Annotated in this window: 21 protein-coding genes; 6 read left to right on the plus strand and 15 right to left on the minus strand. The window is 49.0% G+C overall.

What is annotated here, in order from left to right; translation table 11 throughout:
- Nucleotides 1-123: 123 nt before the first annotated feature.
- Nucleotides 124-1,095, minus strand: a complete 972-nt coding sequence (gene pfkA / locus ACFS7Z_RS22405) for a 6-phosphofructokinase (protein WP_377489849.1) — start codon at nt 1,093-1,095, stop codon at nt 124-126.
- Nucleotides 1,096-1,404: 309 nt separating this feature from the next.
- Between pfkA and ACFS7Z_RS22410 the strand changes: the two genes are divergently transcribed.
- A complete protein-coding gene (locus ACFS7Z_RS22410; RefSeq protein WP_377489852.1) occupies nt 1,405-1,833 on the plus strand; it encodes a tellurite resistance TerB family protein in 429 nt (142 codons plus the stop codon).
- A gap of 146 nt (nt 1,834-1,979) precedes the next feature.
- Here the strand turns inward: ACFS7Z_RS22410 and ACFS7Z_RS22415 are convergent, their stop codons facing one another.
- The 6 genes from ACFS7Z_RS22415 to ACFS7Z_RS22440 form a co-directional block, all read right to left on the minus strand.
- Nucleotides 1,980-2,603 carry a hypothetical protein gene (locus ACFS7Z_RS22415; RefSeq protein WP_377489855.1) on the minus strand — a complete coding sequence of 208 codons (624 nt, stop codon included), beginning with the start codon at nt 2,601-2,603 and terminating at the stop codon, nt 1,980-1,982.
- A gap of 51 nt (nt 2,604-2,654) precedes the next feature.
- On the minus strand, nt 2,655-4,412 hold the full coding sequence (locus ACFS7Z_RS22420) for an SLC13 family permease (RefSeq protein WP_377489858.1): 1,758 nt from the start codon (nt 4,410-4,412) through the stop codon (nt 2,655-2,657).
- A 207-nt stretch (nt 4,413-4,619) separates the two neighbouring features.
- A complete protein-coding gene (locus ACFS7Z_RS22425; protein WP_377489950.1) occupies nt 4,620-5,810 on the minus strand; it encodes an aspartate aminotransferase family protein in 1,191 nt (396 codons plus the stop codon).
- A gap of 93 nt (nt 5,811-5,903) precedes the next feature.
- Nucleotides 5,904-6,971: a tetratricopeptide repeat protein gene (locus ACFS7Z_RS22430; RefSeq protein ID WP_377489861.1), complete on the minus strand. Its 1,068-nt coding sequence runs from the start codon at nt 6,969-6,971 to the stop codon at nt 5,904-5,906.
- Between the two features lie 289 nt (nt 6,972-7,260).
- Nucleotides 7,261-8,070: an SDR family NAD(P)-dependent oxidoreductase gene (locus tag ACFS7Z_RS22435; protein WP_377489864.1), complete on the minus strand. Its 810-nt coding sequence runs from the start codon at nt 8,068-8,070 to the stop codon at nt 7,261-7,263.
- 126 nt (nt 8,071-8,196) lie between these two features.
- Nucleotides 8,197-8,925: a Dph6-related ATP pyrophosphatase gene (locus ACFS7Z_RS22440; protein ID WP_377489867.1), complete on the minus strand. Its 729-nt coding sequence runs from the start codon at nt 8,923-8,925 to the stop codon at nt 8,197-8,199.
- A 495-nt stretch (nt 8,926-9,420) separates the two neighbouring features.
- Between ACFS7Z_RS22440 and ACFS7Z_RS22445 the strand changes: the two genes are divergently transcribed.
- Nucleotides 9,421-9,609 carry a hypothetical protein gene (locus ACFS7Z_RS22445; protein ID WP_377489870.1) on the plus strand — a complete coding sequence of 63 codons (189 nt, stop codon included), beginning with the start codon at nt 9,421-9,423 and terminating at the stop codon, nt 9,607-9,609.
- A gap of 63 nt (nt 9,610-9,672) precedes the next feature.
- On the opposite strand, the gene ACFS7Z_RS22450 is transcribed toward ACFS7Z_RS22445, so the two are convergent.
- The gene (locus ACFS7Z_RS22450; RefSeq protein WP_377489873.1) at nt 9,673-10,743 is read right to left on the minus strand and encodes an MBL fold metallo-hydrolase; all 1,071 of its coding nucleotides are present in this window, start codon (nt 10,741-10,743) and stop codon (nt 9,673-9,675) included.
- 290 nt (nt 10,744-11,033) lie between these two features.
- On the opposite strand from ACFS7Z_RS22450, the gene ACFS7Z_RS22455 reads away from it, so the two are divergent.
- From ACFS7Z_RS22455 to ACFS7Z_RS22470, 4 genes are all read left to right on the plus strand, one after another.
- A complete protein-coding gene (locus ACFS7Z_RS22455) occupies nt 11,034-11,264 on the plus strand; it encodes a hypothetical protein (RefSeq protein ID WP_377489876.1) in 231 nt (76 codons plus the stop codon).
- Nucleotides 11,265-11,354: 90 nt separating this feature from the next.
- Nucleotides 11,355-11,615 carry a hypothetical protein gene (locus ACFS7Z_RS22460; protein ID WP_377489879.1) on the plus strand — a complete coding sequence of 87 codons (261 nt, stop codon included), beginning with the start codon at nt 11,355-11,357 and terminating at the stop codon, nt 11,613-11,615.
- A gap of 105 nt (nt 11,616-11,720) precedes the next feature.
- Nucleotides 11,721-12,458, plus strand: coding sequence for a dipeptidase PepE (gene pepE / locus ACFS7Z_RS22465; RefSeq protein ID WP_377489882.1), 738 nt, complete (start codon nt 11,721-11,723; stop codon nt 12,456-12,458).
- 205 nt (nt 12,459-12,663) lie between these two features.
- Nucleotides 12,664-14,472 (plus strand): DUF885 domain-containing protein, encoded by a 1,809-nt coding sequence (locus ACFS7Z_RS22470; protein ID WP_377489885.1) that lies wholly within the window; start codon nt 12,664-12,666, stop codon nt 14,470-14,472.
- A gap of 71 nt (nt 14,473-14,543) precedes the next feature.
- Here ACFS7Z_RS22470 and ACFS7Z_RS22475 read toward each other — a convergent pair whose 3' ends face one another.
- The 7 genes from ACFS7Z_RS22475 to bcp form a co-directional block, all read right to left on the minus strand.
- Complete coding sequence (locus tag ACFS7Z_RS22475; RefSeq protein ID WP_377489888.1) at nt 14,544-15,020, minus strand: Spy/CpxP family protein refolding chaperone; 477 nt, start codon at nt 15,018-15,020, stop codon at nt 14,544-14,546.
- A complete protein-coding gene (locus tag ACFS7Z_RS22480) occupies nt 15,010-15,447 on the minus strand; it encodes a hypothetical protein (RefSeq protein ID WP_377489891.1) in 438 nt (145 codons plus the stop codon). Before ACFS7Z_RS22480 ends, ACFS7Z_RS22475 begins: the two co-directional genes overlap by 11 nt.
- A 44-nt stretch (nt 15,448-15,491) precedes the next feature.
- Nucleotides 15,492-16,031: an RNA polymerase sigma factor gene (locus ACFS7Z_RS22485; protein WP_377489894.1), complete on the minus strand. Its 540-nt coding sequence runs from the start codon at nt 16,029-16,031 to the stop codon at nt 15,492-15,494.
- 101 nt (nt 16,032-16,132) lie between these two features.
- Nucleotides 16,133-17,092, minus strand: a complete 960-nt coding sequence (locus tag ACFS7Z_RS22490; RefSeq protein WP_377489897.1) for a transketolase family protein — start codon at nt 17,090-17,092, stop codon at nt 16,133-16,135.
- Nucleotides 17,093-18,487, minus strand: a complete 1,395-nt coding sequence (locus tag ACFS7Z_RS22495; protein WP_377489900.1) for a vWA domain-containing protein — start codon at nt 18,485-18,487, stop codon at nt 17,093-17,095. It abuts the gene before it with no gap.
- A gap of 72 nt (nt 18,488-18,559) precedes the next feature.
- Nucleotides 18,560-19,417 carry a transketolase gene (locus ACFS7Z_RS22500; RefSeq protein WP_377489903.1) on the minus strand — a complete coding sequence of 286 codons (858 nt, stop codon included), beginning with the start codon at nt 19,415-19,417 and terminating at the stop codon, nt 18,560-18,562.
- Nucleotides 19,418-19,649: 232 nt separating this feature from the next.
- Nucleotides 19,650-20,102, minus strand: coding sequence for a thioredoxin-dependent thiol peroxidase (gene bcp, locus ACFS7Z_RS22505; protein WP_377489906.1), 453 nt, complete (start codon nt 20,100-20,102; stop codon nt 19,650-19,652).
- Between the last annotated feature and the right edge of the window lie 7 nt (nt 20,103-20,109).

Below are 20,109 nucleotides of genomic sequence, written 5' to 3' on the forward strand. Positions count from 1 at the left end.
TAAATCCTCATGAAACAAGGATTTGTGTTATTCGCAGAGGTGCAAAAAAGAAAAGGAACCCATTTATACTTCTGGGCATGCTTGCCGCAGAAGTATATAATATAGGATGCGCTTTGGGAAAAGCTATACAGAAAGGATGTTCACCATGTTGATAAACTCCGGGTTGATAGGCTTGTCTTTGGTAATGGTGTCGATGAATGGGGTATAAGTCAGCTTCCGGTTAATGATTCCGGCCATCTCGTTTTTACGACCGGCTATCAGGCCTTCCACGCATGCAATGCCGAGTTCGCTGGCTAGCATGCGGTCGGCGGCAGTAGGAGAGCCCCCGCGCTGCACATGGCCCAGAATAGTTACGCGGGCATCCATGTGGGGCAGCGCCTGCTGCACCTTTGCTGCCACGTCAGTGGCACTTCCTTCAGCGTCTCCCTCCGCTACAATCACAATGAAGGATGTTTTAGAGCGGCTCCAGCCGGTACGTAGCGTATCCACCACATAGTCTATGCTGGTGTCTGTCTCCGGAATCATCACTATTTCGGCACCGCCACCTATGGCGCAGGGTATGGCAATGTAGCCTGAGTCACGGCCCATCACTTCTATAAAGAACACGCGGTCGTGGCTGTCGGCCGTGTCCCTAATCTTATCGATGGCATCCAGAGCCGTGTTCACTGCGGTGTCGTAGCCAATGGTAAAGTCCGTGCCGTACAAGTCGTTGTCTATGGTGCCGGGAGCGCCTATGGTTGGTATGCCGAATTCCTCATAAAAGATGTTAGCCCCGGTAAAAGTACCGTCTCCTCCAATGGCAACCAGTCCTTCTATACCACATTCCTGCAGCTGATCATATGCCTTTTGGCGACCTTCCTTGGTCATGAAGTCTTTGCTGCGTGCAGAACGGAGAATGGTGCCTCCTTTCTGGATAATATTACTTACCGAGTAAGACTCTAATCTAGAAATCTCACCTTTGATCATGCCGTTATAGCCGCGACGAATTCCGTATACTTCTATTCCATGATATACAGCAGTTCTTACTATTGCTCTTATGCAGGCATTCATGCCTGGAGCATCACCGCCGGAAGTAAATACGCCAATTTTTTTCATCGAAAAGTGATGTGTTTAGTTTAAGATTTTATCCTTGATTGTCAAGATCGCAATGTTTAAATTACGCTTAGTGAGGGGTGGCAATTTTCGTAGCGTCGGGGCTTTTTCCTGCATCTCAAAAAAAGGAACAAAAGCACGACTAATTATATAGAAAATCGTATGCATTAACCAAACACCAAAGTTCTGATTCCTGAGGCGCTTCTTGCATGACATCCTTACACGGTGCGCGTAAGACTGCAAATTTAGCAGAAAGTAAAGTTTTAGCACAATATCAAAGCAATTAAATAATTATTAATTTAAAGGCAGCATATGTTCGGTTTTTTTGAGAGCGAAGAAACAAAGAGAGTAAAGAGCCATATTACAAACCTTAGCGCACTGGCTAAGATTGATGGGCATCTTGATCCGACTGAGATGAACTTCATCGTCTCTATTGGCCAAAAGCATGGCATGAAGCCAAGCGAAGTGCGCGACCTGGTCTCGAATGCCGCCAACGTAGAGCCCCAACTTCCGGAGAATGACTCGGAGCGTTTCGACCAGATTTATGATTTAGTGGAGATGATGCTGGCAGATGGAATTGTGGATGAAAACGAAATGGACTTCTGCATTAACATGGCCTCGAGACTTGGGTTTAAGAAGACGATTGTGGGGGTGTTAGTGCGTAAAATTTCGATGGGAGTGAAGGATGGTTTGAGCCGTGACAACATCAAGCGTGAGTCCCAGTCTTTTCTCAATTACTAGGGCAAGCGTGTATTCTATTACTGTCAGGAGAAGGTGCACCCCTAACGTACATACCGTTTTGTGATAAAGGCTTTCTACTGTAAAAAAAGGAGAGGCTGCGTAAACAAGCGTTACGCAGCCTCTCCTTTTCAATTATATTTTAGCACCTATTTAACAACATACTTCTCGAACCCGTTATTCTGGAAGAGATACACGACATCGTCTCCTTCAATGCCTACCGCTACCGCATCATGTGGCGCCTCTACATTTTCGTTGGCTACATCGTTGTGCAACTCTTCACCTTGTTCTATGTGATACATGTAGTACAGGCTCTTCAGTTTGCCGCGCTCATTAAATAAAATATCCCGTTGGAGTTCATATAGCTGATAATCTCCTTCATTTACCTGTAGGGCCGCCACAATCACTACATCATTTCCCTGCTGTAGCTGCAAGGCCAGGTCCTGGTAGGTATCGCCGTTAAAGTCGCCGCGCACAATCATCGGCCCCTGCGTACGGTTTTCAGCTTGTGCAGCGGCTTCTGCCGCCAGTGTGGGCTTTTCCCAGCCTTTGTACTGCTCCGAGAGCAGCTGCATGACTGGCTGCGGCATCGGCATAGTAGGGTTGGTGTCGTTCTCGTCTGTTTTTACAGCATCTTTCTTTGTGTTCGCTATAGAGTCTAGTGCCTCCGGTACGGGAGCAACCTCTACATGCTCCTCCTGCACTTCCTCGTTTTTAGGTGTGCAGGCAAAAGCAGCCAGCGATATAGCCAATAGGTACAGTGTCTTTTTCATAGATAAAGTGCATCGCATATAGGTATGCTTACTGTTGCAGACACAAACCTGTTACATTGGCCAGAAAACCGGTACCATTATCAGGATAACCACCACCAGCAGCAGCGTGAGGGGTGAACCAATCCTGATGAAGTCCCAGAACTTGTATTTGCCGGGGCTATAGACCAGGATACAGGCAGGCTCAAATGGTGTGATAAGTGACACGGAGGCTGCCAGCATGATGGCAATGGCGAACGCACGTGGGTCTGCCCCCATCTCTACTGCAGCCCGTAAAGCGACAGGCACGACTACCAGGGCCGCAGCTGCATTAGACATAGGCTGGGTCAGCAGCACTGTCAGTACTACAAAGCCAGCCAGCACCGCCATTTTACCCAGCGGGCCGAGGAGATCCACAATGCCTTCAGCCAGAAAATCAGCAGCCCCGGAATTCTCCATAGCAGTACCAAAGGCGGTCATCCCCCCAATCAGAATAAGCAGCCGGAAATCAATGGCAGCGTAGGCTTTGTCTGTGCTGATGCAGCGGAAGAGGATACTGCAGATGGCAGCCAGCAGAAAGGCGATAGAAAGGGGGAGGATATTCAGCGTTCCCAATAGTATGGCTACGATAAAGCATGAAATGGCAATGATGCCTTTCCGCTTTCTGAAAAGAACCGGCTCAAACTCGCCGAGCAGGGCAACGTCGTTGGAGGTACGTAACTGCCTCAGCCTTTCAGAGGATCCCTGTACCAGCAACAAATCGCCGAGCTGCAACTCAATGCTCCCGATTTTGGTGCGCAGTTGCTCCCCGTGGCGAGAGATGGCGATGACCACCAGGCCATAGCGCTGCAGAAAATTAACTTCTTTAACGGTTCTTCCAATGAGGTTTGACTGGCGCACCACGAGCAGTTCAGCCAGCCGTATGGCTTCTGTCTGCAGGTCATCTGCCAGAATAACATCCGCCATAATCTGGATGCCCTTTGTTTCCTTCACCTTTATCAGGTTATCCAGGTCTCCCTCCACTAACAGGATGTCATCTGACTGTATGCGCGTCCGGAAGTCCGGAAGGAAGTTGTCATCACTCCGGATAATGTTCAGAACCCGAAAGTTCAGCGTGGTGAGGTCGGAGGCAAACACCAACTGCCCGATGAGCGGTGAATCGGGCAGGACCACTATTTCAGAGAGATACTTCTGCAGCTTGTATTCTTCAGTTAACTCCTGCTCGCCGCGGTCAGGCATCATGCGTTGCCCAATCGTCATCATATATATGGCACCCACTATAAAAATGGCAAAGCCGATACCTGAGATCTCAAACAGACCGATAGGGGCAAGCCCGGTCTTAGCAATATAGCCGCTCACTGCCACGTTGGTAGAAGTGCCTATCAGTGTACAGGTTCCTCCCAGGATGGCCGCAAAAGCAAGCGGCATGAGCAGTTTAGAGGCGCTCATGTTCATGCGCCGCGACAAACCGACAAGAGGAGTTACAAACATGGCCGTCACAGTGGTGTTGTTCATAAAAGCAGAGACAACACCCGTCACCACCATCACAATGAGCAGCATCTGGTTGGTGCTTTTGTGCGCCAGTCGTACGAGCCTCACAACAGCAAAGTCAAGAATGCCTGTTTCCTGCATGGCTGCACTGAGTATAAAGATAGAAGCAATGATGATGATAAAGTCACTGCTCAGGCCTACAAAAGCCTCCTCTGGCGTAATGATGCGGGCGCTCGCCAGAATAATGAGCATGATCAGCGTCACGATCTCGATGGAGAGTTTTTCAGTAGCAAAGAGCACTACTGCAATAACCAGTAGTGTTAGCACAAGGGCAATTTCCATAAAAATCTTTGTTGAGCAGACCTTTGGCTTAAGGTGTAGCTTCGGCTTTTACGTACAAGTGGTACCAGCGGTGGTAATATAGGTTGAAAATTTGATAACCGTCAAGTATAAAACTGCCAGTGCCTATAACTTCGGTAAGAGCGGCAAACTGCCGCCTGGCTGCTTTAACACACCAGGGACTGAAAAGCCCACCGCTGGTTTTGGTTCTTACCTGCCTGCTGCCTCATCTATAGAGCGCAGGATTACGGCACATGCTTCTCTTATCTGCTCTTCTGAGATAACAAGGGGCGGGGCAATGCGCATGGAGTTATCGCAGAAGAGGAACCAGTCTGTGAGCACACCATTCAGAATGGCGTGGTCAATTACCGCCTTCAGCACCTCAAAAGACTCGAATTCTGCTGCCATCAACAAACCACAGTTGCGGATATCTTTGATGTGCGGGTGCACCAGCAATTCTTTGAATAGCGCTGCTTTTTGCTGCACGCCTGCTGTCAGTTTATCCTCCTGTATCACCTGCAGCGTTGCCAACGACGCGGCACAAGAGACCGGATGCCCTCCAAAGGTCGTGCAGTGGCCCAGAATCGGGTCGGTTTTGAAGGCAGCCATAATTTGCTGAGGCGCAATAAAGGCCCCGATAGGCATGCCGCCACCCATTCCTTTGGCACAGACCAGAATATCCGGAGCAATGCCAAATTGTTCAAAAGCCCAGAAGGTGCCGGTGCGGCCGAAGCCACACTGTATCTCATCTAATATCAATATGGTGCCGGTCTGATTGCACCGTTCCCGCAGATGCTGCAGGTAATTGCCTTTTGGCACGCGCACACCCGCTTCGCCCTGTATTGTTTCGATAAGTACAGCTGCCGTGCGTTCCGTGATTTGCTCCAGGTCTTCGATGGCGTTATAACGGATATGGCGTACATCAGGCAGCAGCGGCCGGAACGCGTTCTTGAAGCTCTCAGAGCCGTTCATAGAAAGGGCACCCTGCGTGGAACCGTGGTAGGCATTGTAACAGGAGATAAGTTCGGTTCGGCCGGTATAACGCTTTGCTAGCTTTAGTGCACCCTCTACTGCCTCTGTTCCGGAATTTAAAAAGTAAGTATTGTCGAGTTGCGGGGGCAGTGTTTTGTGGAGGGCGTGAGCCAGGTGCGCCTGTGGTGCCTGCACAAATTCGCCGTACACCATCAGGTGCATGTACTTGTCCAGTTGGTCGTGTATGGCCTGAAGCACACGCGGGTGGCGGTGGCCCACATTACTCACACCGATTCCGGATATCAGGTCGAGGAAGCGCTCGCCATTCTGCCCGTACATGTATACGCCCTCTGCCTTTTCTACCTCAATCATCAACGGAAAATCCGATGTCTGCGCTACGTGCTGCAGAAACAGTTGCCTCTGTGAAATCATGCTGTAAAGGTAATAATAATGGCCGAAAGAGACAGAAACCTGTGTTGCTTCTGTTTCTTTCGGCCATACCAGGTATACCTTCCTGTACGCTTACCTCTTATAGTTCCTACACCATCCCGCCAGTTGCTCTACTTGTTCAGGGTGCTCTGCCAGCCAGTTGGCGGATGCCGGGCTGTTACGCTGGCTGATGTAGTGGCTAAAAGCCTCCACGTTATTATCCAGTGCCATTTCATGGAAGAACTCCACATAGTAGCTCCACCAGAAGTCTTCTTTCTCTTTTCTGAGTTCGCCCAATATATTGAAAAAAGAGGCTGTGTTTTCGTAAAACAGTTGCTCTGGCGTTTTGCCTTCTCTTACTTCTATGGAGTTGGAGGCCTCATTCAGAGAGACCATCATTTCTGCCGCTGAAAAAGCTTTGTCATCAGGTTTTGACGCACTCAACATTACGTTGATGTTATTTCCGGCACTTTTAGAAACTCCCTCCTGCTGCATTTGCCGCAGTTTGGTATAGGCAGTGGCGGCTCTTTCTGTGTTTGGCTCCAGCAGCAGGAAATTGTAGAGCGCCAGCATACTTTGCACCCGTTGCTTCTGTGCCTGTTTGGTATAGCTCAGCAGTAAATGACTGCTGCTGTGCGCCGGCCTTAGCTGTAAGGCTTTTACTAAGTTTTGCTCGGCTTCACTATAGTTCTTTTGATTGTAATGGGACAGGCCAATGTTGTAGTATGGCAGGTAATGCCTGGGAGCAAGTTTTGTGGCCTTGAGGTATTCTTTAACAGCCTTATCCTGCTTACCTGATACATCAAGAGCATTGCCCTTGCTCACATGGGCCTGCGCGCGTAGTTCAGGTTCTGCAATTCTCATCTTTATGACAGCATCGCTGTAGAAGATTGTACTGGGTATGTCCTTCAGGGCAAAATAAGCCAGGGCCAGCTCATAGTTTGCCTCCGGGCTCCTGGCATCTTTTTTCAGCGCTTCCTTATACTGCTCTACGGCTGCTTTGTATTTGCCTTCATCATAAAAAGCTATGCCTTTTTCGATCAGTTCTTCGACCTCGGGTGAATTCTCTGTGTAGCTTGTACTTTTTTCAAGCGACGTTTGTGCAGTGCTGGTGGCAGCTATGGCTGAACAGAGTAACAGGGTGCAAAATAGCTTTCTCATAAAAGTAATCCGTTAAAAAATGTAAGTGAACGTAGAGTGGAAAGAATAATCTCGAATTAAATATAGCTATTCTTCTATTAATTTATGCAACTAATAGTTAAATTATTTTTTAGAATAATTATGCTAAGTTCAAAGCATATCATTTATGCCAGAAGGGAATGGATGTGGAAGATGAAGCTGTTTACTTTGAAAGGAGAAAATAACTATAGTTACTCCCTGTTACAGGACATACTATTCCCTTCAACAAGGAGGAACATCTACTGAAAGAACGCTGGAAAAGATAATTTTTTTACCGCACCATAGCACTCATGCCACCATCCACTATTAGGGTGTGACCGGTAACATAGCTTGAACTGTCGGAGCAAAGCCAGGCAATGGCAGCGGCTGCTTCAGATGGGTCTGCAATCCGTTTCTGTGGTACTAGGGAAAGGTACATTTGCTTTATCTGCTCCAGTTTCTGCGGGTCGCCGCCGGCTTGCCCCTCCATTACACCTTGCAGCATTGGGGTCTGGTGCGCCCCCGGAGCCAGTACATTTACACGTATGTTGGCTAAAGCTAACTCCTGTGCGGCTGATTTTGTAAGGGCAATGACACCTGCTTTTGCAGCGGAATACAACGCTCCGCCCGGTGCGCCGCCCAAACCATTGATGCTGGAAACATTGACAATGGCACCACCTGATGGCTGCTGCCCCAGCATGATCCGGATTTCCTGTTGCATGCAAAGCCATACTCCCTGCAGGTTGGCGCTAATCGCCATTGCAAACTCATCTGGCTCGAATTCGTGTAGCAACTTGCCTACGCCCGTTTCGTTTGCTGCGTTGTTTACAGCCATATCCAGCCTTGCAAACTCTTTTTGTATTTTCTTAAAGAGGCTCAGGATAGATTCAGGCTCGCTGTTATCTGTCTGGATAAAGCGTGGGGCAGCAGCGAATGCTCCTAAAGAGGAAACGGCTGCCTCTCCTTTCGCTGCATCCCTGCCGGTGATGATGACGGTTGCATTTGCCTGTGCAAAGAGCAGTGCTGTCGCTAAACCAATGCCGGAGGTGCCACCCGTAATCAGTACTACTTTTCCGCTGAAATCGTAGCTTACCTGTTCCATATCAGAATGCCATGCTAAAATAAAAACAGTTCATTGATCTGGTACGGAACAAATAAACCTGTTGGCTACAACAAAAGGCGGCAGAACACGGAAATTTTTTCTTTCAGTATGAAAAGAGAGGACCAACTAGACTGGCAACAAGTCGCGGAACCAGAAGGCACTATCAAAAACAGGCTTTTCTTCCTGCTTGAAACAATCATCGTTGGTATTGGTGGCAGGAGCATAAGCTTTGCGCACGACTTCTCCCAGGGTAAAGTGGATAGGATTGCTGAAGATGGGGCCGTCGAATACAAACGTGTGAAATTCTCCATTCTCGCCGGCAGGATCCACGTTTGCTGGTAAATCCTGCAGAAACTTATCATCCAGCATCCTTCCTGCAAAAGAAGCATTGAGTAAACGTTCGTTCACACATACCACCACTGCTTTAAAGCCCTGGTGCAGAAACTCCTGCACCAGTTCCTGTGTCGGCCTGTTCCAGAGTGGGAACACAGCCTGAAGGTTTACCTTTTCCAGTTGCTTCTCCCTGTAGGCTCGCAGGTCATCCAGGTTAATGTCTCCAAAAATAGCATGCGTGATGCCTTGCTGCTGTTGCTCGCGCATAGAAATCTCCATTATTTCATTATAAGCGCTCATGCCGGCGTTTTCAGGGAGAAAAATCTGCTGCAGCGGCAAGCCAATGCTCCGTGCCTGCTGCTGCAGGAGTTCCTGCCGCACGCCGTGCATGCTTACCCGCTGGGTTGGCCCGCTTAAGGTGGTAATGAGTTTCTCTGTTTTATACTCCCTGCTCTGCAGCACATGGTGCAGGCACAACGACGAGTCTTTGCCGCCACTCCAGTTAAATATGCTTCGTTTCAAGTGGATTCCTTTTTTGTAGATAATGGCTTTTAAACGTTGCAAGAACGGTAATAAACCTGATAGTTAGAGCAAAACCGCGCTTGCTTCGTCTTTTAGCCAGCGAACTGTAGTGTTATACAAAATTGCCTAAAGCCAATTCCCCCACGACGCGGCTTCTCGGCCCGAGGAGCACAGAGCAACTGCTATAGTACAGTAGGTCTGACGCCGCTGGATGAACTACAGCTACGGCAGCTTAGACAGAAAAAATGCCAACACTTCTATGGATACTCTGTATGTGAGTTGGTATTATAAAGGTTATGCAGCAGGCCACACTGTTTCAGCTTTACTTCTATAGGTTTTTAATACACAATACGGAAGCAACTCTGCCCTGCAAAATTATGCTTCTGAGGATTTGATTTTTTACCTGGTATTATCGCCATAATGGATTCTTTCGTAAAACGAGCAAGAGCAAACGGCTCCAGAATAGGATGTTTCAACAAACAGAAGGAGGATAAAATGCCACAAGGAGATAAATCTGCTTATACAGATAAGCAAAAAAGAAAAGCACAGCACATAGAAGAAAGCTACGAAGAGAGAGGCGTGAGCCCCGAAGAGGCTGAAAAGCGCGCCTGGGCCACAGTGAACAAACAAGATGGTGGAGGAAAGAAAAGTGGTGCCGGAAGAAAGAACAGCAAGAGTAAATAATAGCAACTTCAGCTCATGAAAAGCAGAACGGCCGGAAGTATTCTCTTCCGGCCGTTCTGCTTTTCATGGATAATTATTTGTATGTGCTGTCGGGTCGTCATGGTCCGGATCTACGGTAGGAGGTAAGCCTGATGCAACCCGGTTATGAGGCAGAGGCCTGTCTGACCGAATCTGGCTGTTAGATTTAACCCGCCTGTTAAGGGCAGAGAAGGCAAAGCCTGCCAGCGCCAGCGCACCGGCTATGGCCATTACCTTTGGTACAGAGTTACCAACCGGTGGCGGCACCGATATCACGCCGCGCTCATCGGCCACTGCTGGCTCGTGTACATAACGCCCTTTGGTTGGAACCGCTATTACCCAGAAGTTCTTCACTAAATTCTCTAAACCTCTTCTCAGCTCATCGCCCCTCATGGGCATCCCGTGTCCCGATGCCGCAACTTCAGGATCCAGGCTGGCCAGTGCATCAACAGAACGATGGGAGGCAGCCCAATCCGGAGTAAAATAAGCCGGAGGGCCATGCACTTCCCGCTTCTCCGTCATCACGGCTATAGCTGACTCGGCATCGCGCGTGGTAAAGGCATCACCTACCACTAATACACGGTCTTCTTCCCGGAACAACGACACATGCCCTGGTGTATGACCGGGCGTATGAATCCAGTGCCACCCCGTCAGGCCGGGAACAGAGCCATCCGGAGGAAGCAGTTCAACATAGTTTCTGATGTTAATTGGCTTTTTAGGATAAGCGAAAGCCATGTAGGCCATGCCTCCGCCGCCTACACTCGAGTCTGGTGGCGGGTAGCTAGACTGGCCGGTCAGGTAAGGCAGCTCCAGCGGGTGCGCATATACCGGCACATCCCATTCTTCGGCAAGGTCTTTTACAGCGCCTATGTGGTCAAAGTGGCCGTGGGTGAGCAGGATAGCCTTTGGTCTGGCATCCTCGCCAAAAATTTCTGCTGCTGCACTCTTTATCTTGCTGGTGCAGCCTGGCACCCCTGCATCTACTAAAATCCAGGAACCATCCGGTTCAGCAATAAAATATAAGTTAACGAATATAGTTTTTAGGCCCCATACCCGGGGCGCTACGGCAAAAGTTTGCCTGTTGCCTGAAAAAAGTTTGTTCTTAGAAGCCTCCATACGCAATCATATTTTAAGGTCGAGATCCACTGTGGCTTTTACGTACGAAGCATAGCCATAATAAGCTGCCATAAAAAGGTTTGCCCTGCCACTTTGCCTGTCTTTTTTTAGTGAAAGTTTAGTATAGCTCAGGTTTTTTGTTTTTATTTAAATGAGGCATGTCTTTTGCCACTATGTTACCAATAGCCTTGCAAATTTTACTTTGGCTTGGTTTTTCTGTTTAGCAGGAATTATTTATATTACTTGAAAGTTATTCTATTATGGTTAATTTATTTGTACCCCCGAGCTATATGGCTGTTTATGCAAAATGCATCGATGCATCCATGCCTGCCTTTGAGCCGGAAGAGTGGATTGAGGAAGGGAAGGTATATCCTGTGAAGCATTTTACGGAGCCTTTGAACCAGGGCGAAGGTTTTGCTGTCACAATCATGGATGAGGACGGCATCGAAATTCATCCGTCTCCGTCGCACTGGAGCTTTGCCTCCGGCCGCTTCGAGCTGTACACCCTTCACCTGAACTAGACCAAAACCAGAAATCTATCGTTTAACCTATAGGCTGCCGCGCGCAGCCTTTTTTAATATATTTACTGTAGGAAAAGAGTAGGATTAGGAATGATAAGTGCAGAAGAATTCAATGAGCTGCCGCCACACCTGCAGGCAGAGCTTGTGCTGGGAGAAGGCCACTACCTGCACCACCGTATACAGGGCTGGTGTAAAATAGATCTCTACTGGTTGCATGGCTATTATGTGGAAATCTGGTTTCTGTATGACCTGAAGAGTATAGGCCTCGTCCGCGCGCTCACCAGCTATACCCACCTTGAACCTTACCTGGAAACTATTAAGCTTAAGCTGTCTCTCATCAGAAAGGAGTAGCTTTCAGAATCATCTAAGTATGATTTATAAATGCTGAATTGAGCTACTGGTTAAATTCAACTGGTTCAGACCCTCAACACTCATACAAAATTTTTACTTTTGAGCATGAGCAAAAATATACCTTCTAAAAACCTTTTATTGATAAGTACCTCTACCACCTACGGCACCGGCTACCTGGAGCATGCGGAAGAGGAAGTGAAAGCCCTCTTAGCAGGCAAATCCAGTATTCTTTTCATCCCTTACGCCCGTCCGGGTGGTATATCCCATAAAGATTATACAGCCAAAGTGCGCGAAGCCCTCCAGACCTGGGGCATTAGTGTAACTGGTGTGCATGAGTATGACGATGCTGTGAAAGCGGTAAATGAGGCAGAGGCGGTGTTTATTGGCGGAGGCAACACCTTTGTGCTGCTGCGTAACCTCTATGCAAACAAAGTCATAATGCCACTGCAGGAACGGGTACAGAAAGGAATGCCGTACATGGGCACCAGTGCAGGCACAAACGTGGCAGGAAAAACCATCGGTACCACCAATGATATGCCCATTGTGCATGTGAAAACTTTTGATGCACTGCAGTTGGTGCCATTCAACATCAACCCGCATTACCAGGATCCAACGGAGGGTTCTACCCATATGGGTGAGACCCGCGAGACGCGCATTGCGGAGTTCCACCACCACAACCGCCAGCCAGTGGTGGGTTTGCGTGAAGGAAGCATGCTGCGTATCATGGGTGATAAGATCTTTCTGAAGGGGCCTCTTTCTGCACGTATCTTTTTGCAGGGTGAAAAGCCGATGGAGTTTGAGCCCGGTGATGATATACAGTTCCTCCTAGAAGCCTATTGGTAAATTTCGAAATTGTGGTGCTTCACAGTGTTGCACCTTTGCATGATAGCCTGGAATTAATGCAGAAGTATCCGTAGGAATAACATGTTCCGAGAAGGTGAGGCAATGATTCTCACCTTTTTTCTTTAGTTTGAGGTACAAAAGCAAAATACCTACATAAAGCTGTACCTACTGTTCATACGTAATTATCAATTCGTAATTAAATAAAATGAATAAACACCAACTTATACTATGTGCGGGACTGGCCGTGGCAATGCTGGGTACTGCAGGCTGTACCCGCACCTCGGAGCCGGAGCAGGAAACAGAAGCTGTACAGGCCGATCAGAACCTGGGCCAGATTTTTGAGGACTATTATGAGGCGCGGCTGAAACTGTTCCCGCTGGAGGCTACTGCCATTGCCGATAACCGGTACAACGACCAACTTCCAAATGACCTGAGCCAGGAGCACATTGAACAGGTGCGGCAACTGTACCAGACCTACCTCGATAAGATAAATCAAGTAGACCGCAGTAAACTAGGGCCGCAGGAACAGGTGAGCTACGACATCTTTAAGTATGAGATGCAGATATCGCTGGAGGGGCTGGAGCAGCCTGCTCTGTTTCTGCCAGTAAACCAGTTCTGGGGCCTACCAATCACGATGGCGCAACTTGGTTCCGGCTCCAGCAACCAGCCTTTCAACACGCCGGAAGATTACGAGGATTTCCTGGGCCGCATGAAGGGCTTTTCGGTTTGGGGAGACACGGCCATTGCCAACATGCGCAGAGGCATGGGGATGGGTATTATTCTGCCGCGTGCCCTTACAGAAAAAGTGCTGCCACAACTGCAGGCTATGGCAGTAGACAATCCGGAAAAATCAATTTTCTGGGCACCAGTGGAGAAACTGCCGGAGAGCTTTACCCCTGCACAGAAAGACAGCATCCGGCAAGCCTATACCAAGGCTATACAGGAAGATGTGATTCCTACCTATAAAAGGCTGCATGAGTTTATGCGGCAGGAGTACCAGCCAGCCAGCAGAAGCTCAACCGGCATCAGTGGCATTAAAGGAGGGGATGATTACTACAAATACCTGGTGCGCTACTGGACAACCACGGATATGACCCCTGACCAGATCTTCGAGATTGGACAGCAGGAGGTGGCCCGCATCCGGAGTGAAATGGAAAAGGTAAAGGAGCAGGTAGGCTTTAAAGGTACGTTGAATGAGTTTTTCCAGTATGTGAACGACAACCCGAAATTCACGCCGTTTAAAACACCGGAGGAAGTGCTGACTGCTTACAGGCAGGTGGAGCAGCGGATGCAGCCACAGTTAGATAAGCTGTTCGGCATTACTCCGGAATTTAAGTTCGAGGTACGGCAAACGGAGGCTTTCCGGGCAGCATCGGCTAGCGCAGAGTATAACCCGCCGGCACCGGATGGCTCCCGGCCAGGTATATTTTACGTGCCGATTCTGGACGCAAAGACCTACAACGTGGTGGGTATGGAATCACTGTTCCTGCACGAGGCTATTCCGGGGCATCATTACCAGATATCCATACAGCAGGAGCAGGTGGGGCTTCCCAGGTTCAGGCAATACTCCTGGTACGGTGCTTTTGGCGAGGGCTGGGCGCTCTACTCCGAAAGCCTTGGCAAGGAACTTGGCCTGTATACAGACCCTTACCAGTACTTTGGCCGCCTGAGCGACGAGATGCACCGGGCCATCAGACTGGTGGTGGATGTGGGCATGCATGCCAAAGGCTGGACGCGTGAGCAAGCCATACAGTATTCGCTGGATAATGAACTGACAAGCCGTGAGGCAGCCGTAGCCGAGATTGAGCGCTACATGGCCATACCTGGCCAGGCCCTGAGCTATAAAATCGGTGAACTCAAAATCAAAGAACTGCGCCAGCGGGCAGAGCAGGAGCTAGGCGACAAGTTCAGCATCAGTGCTTTCCATGATGTAATTTTGAAAGGCGGTGTGATGCCGCTTGCTGTGCTGGAGAAGAAAATTGAGGACTGGATTGCCGAGCAGAAGAAAAGCTAAAATGTAACAGCTCAGGCAAAAAAGAAGGCGCGACTGTTAAGTCGCGCCTTCTTTTTTAAGTTAGAGATTTTTTACTGGTTCATCTTTTTGTGGTCGTGGTCCAGGCGCTTTAGCAGCATTTTTGTAAACTGTCGTTCGCCCCGGTACAGGTTAATAAGCTGCCTGTTAGATAGTACCCGCTGGTACTTGGAAGCATATTCTTTCTCAAGTGCCAGTTCCTTTTCGCGGGTGTTAAACATTTCGTCAATTCTTGCCTTTGCCTCCTGCTCGCTTAGCGTTTCCACATCTTTGCGGTAGCCGTGGCGGTATGACTTCATGAGTTCGCGTCGTTTTGCCTCATACTCATTATATATAGGCCAGAACTTCTGCGACTGCTCTGCTGTCAGCTCCATCTTTTCAGTCAGGAAGGCGATTTTAGCAGCCTCCACGTTTTCTCTTCGGTCATGCGAGCGGTTGTCCTGCGCGTTAGCTGCAGTGCCGGCAAGAGTTAAAGCGCAAAATAAGAGTAAAAATAAGGTGTAACGCTTCATGGGTGAGTTAGTAGTCAAGGTTATGTAGTTGGTAATATTCCAGCTCTTCTTCAGCTGTGTTAGAGCTCACATTTAAAAAATCTACAGCTAGCTCCTGATCTGCTATAGAGTACTCTTCAAAATCAGAGGCGTCTACTTCGGCGTAGACGTCCAGGTAATTTATTATTTCATCATCAGAAAGCGAGGCAACTGTAACTATTGGCTGTTGTGCCTGCTCTTGCTGTATGTTAAAAAAGTAAACTCCCATAAGTAAAAGCAACAGAACAAGCGGAACCACTGCATAACGAACCGGGCGCCACAACTGGGCATACCAAGGTGTATCTGCTACCTGTTCACGGCCAGCGGTGCGTTCCATGATGCGCGTGGGCAGGCGGTCGAAATAGCCGTCGGGCACCTGGTGCACATTATGCTTCGGGATATCATTTAGTCTCAAATCCTTCTTCATGTTTCTCTTCTCCTATAGGTTAGATGCATACCAGAGCCTATAGTTTAATTTTGTTTCAGATATTCTTCAATTTTTTTTACAGCAATATGATAAGATGCTTTCAAAGCACCTACGGATGTTCCGAGTATCTCGGACATTTCCTCATATTTCAGCTCATCAAAATACTTCATATTGAACACTAGGCGCTGTTTATCGGGTAGCGTGAGTATGGCTTTCTGCAGCTTCAGCTGTACCTCGTCGCCAGCAATGTCGGGGGAGGACTCTATCTTCTCCATCAGCTCGGCGGTAACGTCGTTAATGGGCAGGAAGAACTTTCTTTTTTTGCTGGACAGGAAGGAAAGGCACTCATTGGTGGCAATGCGGTATATCCAGGTATAGAGTTGGGCATCTTTGCGGAAGTTCTCCAGGTTCTTCCATATTTTCACAAAGACCTCCTGGGTGAGGTCATCGGCATCGTCATGGTCTATGACCATCTTGCGGATGTGCCAGTATACTTTCTGCTGGTACTTCCGGACAAGTTGGTTAAAAGCCAGGTTGCGGCTAACGGGTTGGGCGAATTTCTCTAAAAGCTCTTTGTCTTCCACTATTCAGGTTTAGGGAGCCGGAAGCAGATCTAAATATCCTTAAATCTAAAGAGGCTGTACTATACCAGCACAGCCTCTTTTAAATAATAATTTATGATGAACTAAGCTTGCTTGCGGCTGATAGCGCGCTGGGCAGCCTCTACAATGTCATTCTCAGACAATCCGTACTTCTCCATCAGTTCCTCTGGTGTTCCGGATTCGCCGAAGGTGTCGTTCACGGCTACATACTCCATAGGCAGCGGTGTGTTCTTCACCAGCACCTGCGCAATGCTGTCGCCCAAACCACCTAAGCGGTTGTGCTCCTCGGCACTTACCACGCATTTGGTTTTAGCCACAGACTTCAGAATGGCTTCTTCGTCAAGCGGTTTGATGGTGTGGATGTTGATGATTTCAGCAGAAATACCTTTTTCAGCCAGAATATGGCCAGCTAAAATAGCTTTCCAAACCATATGGCCTGTTGCGAAGATGCTGACGTCTGTACCCTCGTTCACCATCCAGGCCTTGCCAATCTCGAATTTCTGGTTCGGGTCTGTGAACACCGGAATCACCGGGCGGCCGAAGCGCAGGTATACCGGTCCTTCATAGTCCGCAATGGCGATGGTGGCCGCTTTGGTCTGGTTATAATCGCATGGGTTGATGACGGTCATGTGCGGCAGCATCTTCATCATGCCGATGTCCTCCAGGATCTGGTGCGTGGCACCGTCTTCCCCCAGTGTAAGGCCCGCATGGGAGGCACATATCTTTACATTTTTACCGGAGTAGGCAATAGACTGGCGAATCTGGTCGTAAACGCGGCCCGTGGAGAAGTTGGCAAACGTTCCGGTGTAAGGAATCTTACCACCTATCGTCAGACCGGCGGCTATACCCATCATGTTAGCCTCGGCAATACCTATCTGAAAGAAACGCTCCGGATTCTCCTTAATAAAGTCTGCCATTTTAAGCGAGCCTACTAGGTCGGCGCAAAGGGCTACAACATTGGGGTTGGTGCGGCCAAGCTCCAGCAAACCTGCTCCAAAACCAGAGCGTGTGTCTTTTTTCTCTGTATACGTGTATTCTTTCATCTATCTGTTGAATATTTTTACGGTTGTAGTTGCGCCCGATCTGATGCTAAAATCTTTCACATCTGTAAATTTACTCGCCTGGGCTGTTTTTGTGCGGTAAACCAATCTATAATTTCCCGGCTGTAAGGCCACGGTTACTTTACTGTTTTCTTCCGGCAGGTTAAATAGCCAGCGCTGGTTACCATTCTCATCCAGCAGGTATACGCTGCCATAGCCTTTCATCTGGGAAGGTATGGCCAGTTGCCCCGGTGGCGGAATGGTAATCGTATTCGTCTGACCCTGCTTCAGTTCCACACCTTTCATGTAGATGCGGGGCATGGTCAGAATCTCCAGGTCATACTTCCCTGCCAGGTACTTGTACTGCTCCCCGAACTGCTGCACGTGCAGTGTTTGCTCCTCGCCATGCGGCCTCACGATGGCCGACAGAACCCCGTAAGGGGTGGGCCCGTCCTGGCGCAGGTGGAGCGTGCCCTGCGGCGACTTTACTTTGATGACGTTGTGCTTCCCAGGCCTGATGCTGATGTTGCGCTCCACCACAGCAGGTGTGGTGTTTACCACCAGGTCGTAGGGGAGCAGTGCATCAATCTCCAGCATGTCAGCCTTTCCGTCGCTGCCCTTGTAGTGCACGTAGTTGTACTCTGGCTGTCCGGTCAGGGAGTTGAGGAACGTCATGTTAACATTACTCTCTACTGCCTGCCCCTGCTCATTCAGCAATTCTACGTTCACGGTCGTCTTGCTCAGCGCCTGTGTTACAATCTGTGTCAGCACCGTTTCAAAGGTCTGTACATCAGCGGCGTTAAAGTACTCACCAATGCAGCTCAGTTGTTTCTCCTGCTGCGGCTCAATGCCAATGCCTATCACAAAAGGGCGCAGGAAAATACGCTTCTTCTGCAGGGCCAGCGACATCGCACAGGGGTCACCGCCACAGGACTCCAGGCCATCTGTGATCAGGATGATGACGTTGCGCGTTTTCTCGTCCGGAAAATCCGCAGCCGACTGCTGCAGCGAATACGTTATCGGCGTGTTGCCACGCGGTATTATGTCTTTCAGCTTTTTCTGAATTGCATCGGTGCTGTTATTAGAAAACGGCACTTCCAGCCTCGTGTCCTTACAGTCGTTGCGCTCCCGGCCGAACTGATGCCCGTAAACCCGCAGCGCCACCTCTACATTGTCGTAGCGCTCCAAGGAGTCTACAAGCTGGGCCAGCAGGTCTTTCGCCACAGACATGCGGTCGCTGTTTTCCCACTTGGCCAGCATACTTCCCGAAGCATCCAGCAAAAACAGAATACGTGTTTTCGGTTGCTCCTGCTGCTCCTGGCCTAACACGTTTCCGCTTACTGAAAAGTATATCAGCAAAAAAAAGAATGCTGCCAAAACGTAACGCCAGGGTGTCATGTAAGCGGTTGCTAAAGCAAATTAGTCGAAAGAATCAGTGCAGTTCAGACTTCTGGCTGAACTGCTTTCATGTTAATAGTCAGCAGCCTCCTGTACAGCTAACTGCTGCAGGGCAATCTCCAGCTGCTCATCGTTTGGCGCTACACCATGCCACTTGTGTGAACCCATCATGAAGTCAACGCCGTAGCCCATTTCAGTGTCCATCAGGATCATCACCGGTCTGCCTTTACCTGTAGCTTCCTTTGCCTGGCTAAGGGTTGATAGAAGTGACTCAAAGCTGTTGCCGTTTGTCTCCATCACCTGCCATCCGAAAGCCTCAAATTTCGCCCTCAGGTCTCCCAGTGGCATTACCTGCTCGGTAGAGCCGTCAATCTGCTGACCGTTTCTGTCTACAGTGGCAATCAGGTTATCGACTTTTTTAGAACCAGCATACATGGTTGCCTCCCATACCTGCCCTTCATCCAGTTCTCCGTCACCCATCAGTACATAGATAAGGCTATTGTCTTTGTTTAGCTTTTTAGCCTGTGCGGCACCAAGAGCCACCGATAAGCCCTGGCCCAGTGAGCCGGAAGCCACGCGAATGCCTGGTAAGCCTTCTTCAGTGGCAGGATGCCCCTGTAACCTGGAGTTTAACTTGCGGAATGTCGACAGTTCTTTCGGATCGAAGAAACCTGCACGGGCCAGGGTGCTGTAAAAAACAGGGGAGATGTGGCCATTAGAAAGGAAGAACAGGTCTTCGCCTTCGCCATTCATCTTAAAGTCGGTGCTATAGTTCATTACCTTGAAGTACAGCGAAACGAAATAATCGGTGCAGCCTAAGGAGCCGCCCGGATGACCGGAGTTAACGGCGTGTACCATGCGCACAATATCGCGGCGCACCTGTGCTGCAACTTCCTTTAACTCATCAATGCTCTTGTTGTGTGGATTCACTTTTTACGGAATTATTAGTTAATAATGCGGAATATTAAAAAAATAAGTAAAGCGACACAAGTTACAATAATATATTCATAGGTTTCTATCACTTTCATTGCAAATTCTTGCGCTTCCTTGCCTGGTGGCAAAGAGACGTAAGCCACTCTTTTGGCAGCAGCTAGCTGTCGCTCTTTATTTGTTGATACGAAAAACGCAGCTACCCGATTAGATAGCTGCGTTTTTCTGTTTATTACTTTGCCAGAATCTGGCCTGAATGTTCCCCTGTTTTTACCTTTTTGATAATGTCCTGAATAACCCCGTTTTCATCTATTACAAATGTGAACCGCATGGTGCCCATGTACTTACGCCCGTACATCGACTTCTCCTGCCACACCCCATACTGCTCTACAATCTGCTTCTCAGTGTCGGCTATCAGGGTGAAAGGCAGCTCAAACTTGCTGATGAACTTCTGGTGCGACTTCTCATCGTCTGTGCTTACACCAATCACTTCGTAGCCTTCCTGCTGCAGGTCGCTGTAGTTGTCGCGGAGGTTGCAGGCCTGGGCGGTGCAGCCAGGGGTGTCGTCTTTTGGGTAGAAGTACAGGATTACTTTCCTGCCGCGGTAGTCGCTTAGCTTTACTGTTTTGCCTTGCTGGTCTTTGCCCTCAAATTCAGGGGCTTTGTCCCCGATGTTCAGTTCCATGCGTTTT

Origin of the sequence: Pontibacter toksunensis, from assembly GCF_042686245.1 — a bacterium.
Taxonomy (GTDB): Bacteria; Bacteroidota; Bacteroidia; order Cytophagales; family Hymenobacteraceae; genus Pontibacter; species Pontibacter toksunensis.

What these genes read in the sequence shown, in the direction of transcription:
- ACFS7Z_RS22435 (WP_377489864.1), bottom strand. Translation starts at nt 8,070, where the DNA reads ATGGAACAGGTAAGCTACGATTTCAGCGGAAAAGTAGTACTGATTACG.
- ACFS7Z_RS22415 (WP_377489855.1), bottom strand. Translation starts at nt 2,603, where the DNA reads ATGAAAAAGACACTGTACCTATTGGCTATATCGCTGGCTGCTTTTGCC.
- ACFS7Z_RS22480 (WP_377489891.1), bottom strand. Translation starts at nt 15,447, where the DNA reads ATGAAGAAGGATTTGAGACTAAATGATATCCCGAAGCATAATGTGCAC.
- ACFS7Z_RS22410 (WP_377489852.1), top strand. Translation starts at nt 1,405, where the DNA reads ATGTTCGGTTTTTTTGAGAGCGAAGAAACAAAGAGAGTAAAGAGCCAT.
- ACFS7Z_RS22420 (WP_377489858.1), bottom strand. Translation starts at nt 4,412, where the DNA reads ATGGAAATTGCCCTTGTGCTAACACTACTGGTTATTGCAGTAGTGCTC.
- ACFS7Z_RS22470 (WP_377489885.1), top strand. Translation starts at nt 12,664, where the DNA reads ATGAATAAACACCAACTTATACTATGTGCGGGACTGGCCGTGGCAATG.
- ACFS7Z_RS22455 (WP_377489876.1), top strand. Translation starts at nt 11,034, where the DNA reads ATGGCTGTTTATGCAAAATGCATCGATGCATCCATGCCTGCCTTTGAG.
- ACFS7Z_RS22460 (WP_377489879.1), top strand. Translation starts at nt 11,355, where the DNA reads ATGATAAGTGCAGAAGAATTCAATGAGCTGCCGCCACACCTGCAGGCA.
- ACFS7Z_RS22490 (WP_377489897.1), bottom strand. Translation starts at nt 17,092, where the DNA reads ATGAAAGAATACACGTATACAGAGAAAAAAGACACACGCTCTGGTTTT.
- ACFS7Z_RS22495 (WP_377489900.1), bottom strand. Translation starts at nt 18,487, where the DNA reads ATGACACCCTGGCGTTACGTTTTGGCAGCATTCTTTTTTTTGCTGATA.
- ACFS7Z_RS22445 (WP_377489870.1), top strand. Translation starts at nt 9,421, where the DNA reads ATGCCACAAGGAGATAAATCTGCTTATACAGATAAGCAAAAAAGAAAA.
- pepE (WP_377489882.1), top strand. Translation starts at nt 11,721, where the DNA reads ATGAGCAAAAATATACCTTCTAAAAACCTTTTATTGATAAGTACCTCT.
- ACFS7Z_RS22450 (WP_377489873.1), bottom strand. Translation starts at nt 10,743, where the DNA reads ATGGAGGCTTCTAAGAACAAACTTTTTTCAGGCAACAGGCAAACTTTT.
- ACFS7Z_RS22430 (WP_377489861.1), bottom strand. Translation starts at nt 6,971, where the DNA reads ATGAGAAAGCTATTTTGCACCCTGTTACTCTGTTCAGCCATAGCTGCC.
- bcp (WP_377489906.1), bottom strand. Translation starts at nt 20,102, where the DNA reads ATGGAACTGAACATCGGGGACAAAGCCCCTGAATTTGAGGGCAAAGAC.
- pfkA (WP_377489849.1), bottom strand. Translation starts at nt 1,095, where the DNA reads ATGAAAAAAATTGGCGTATTTACTTCCGGCGGTGATGCTCCAGGCATG.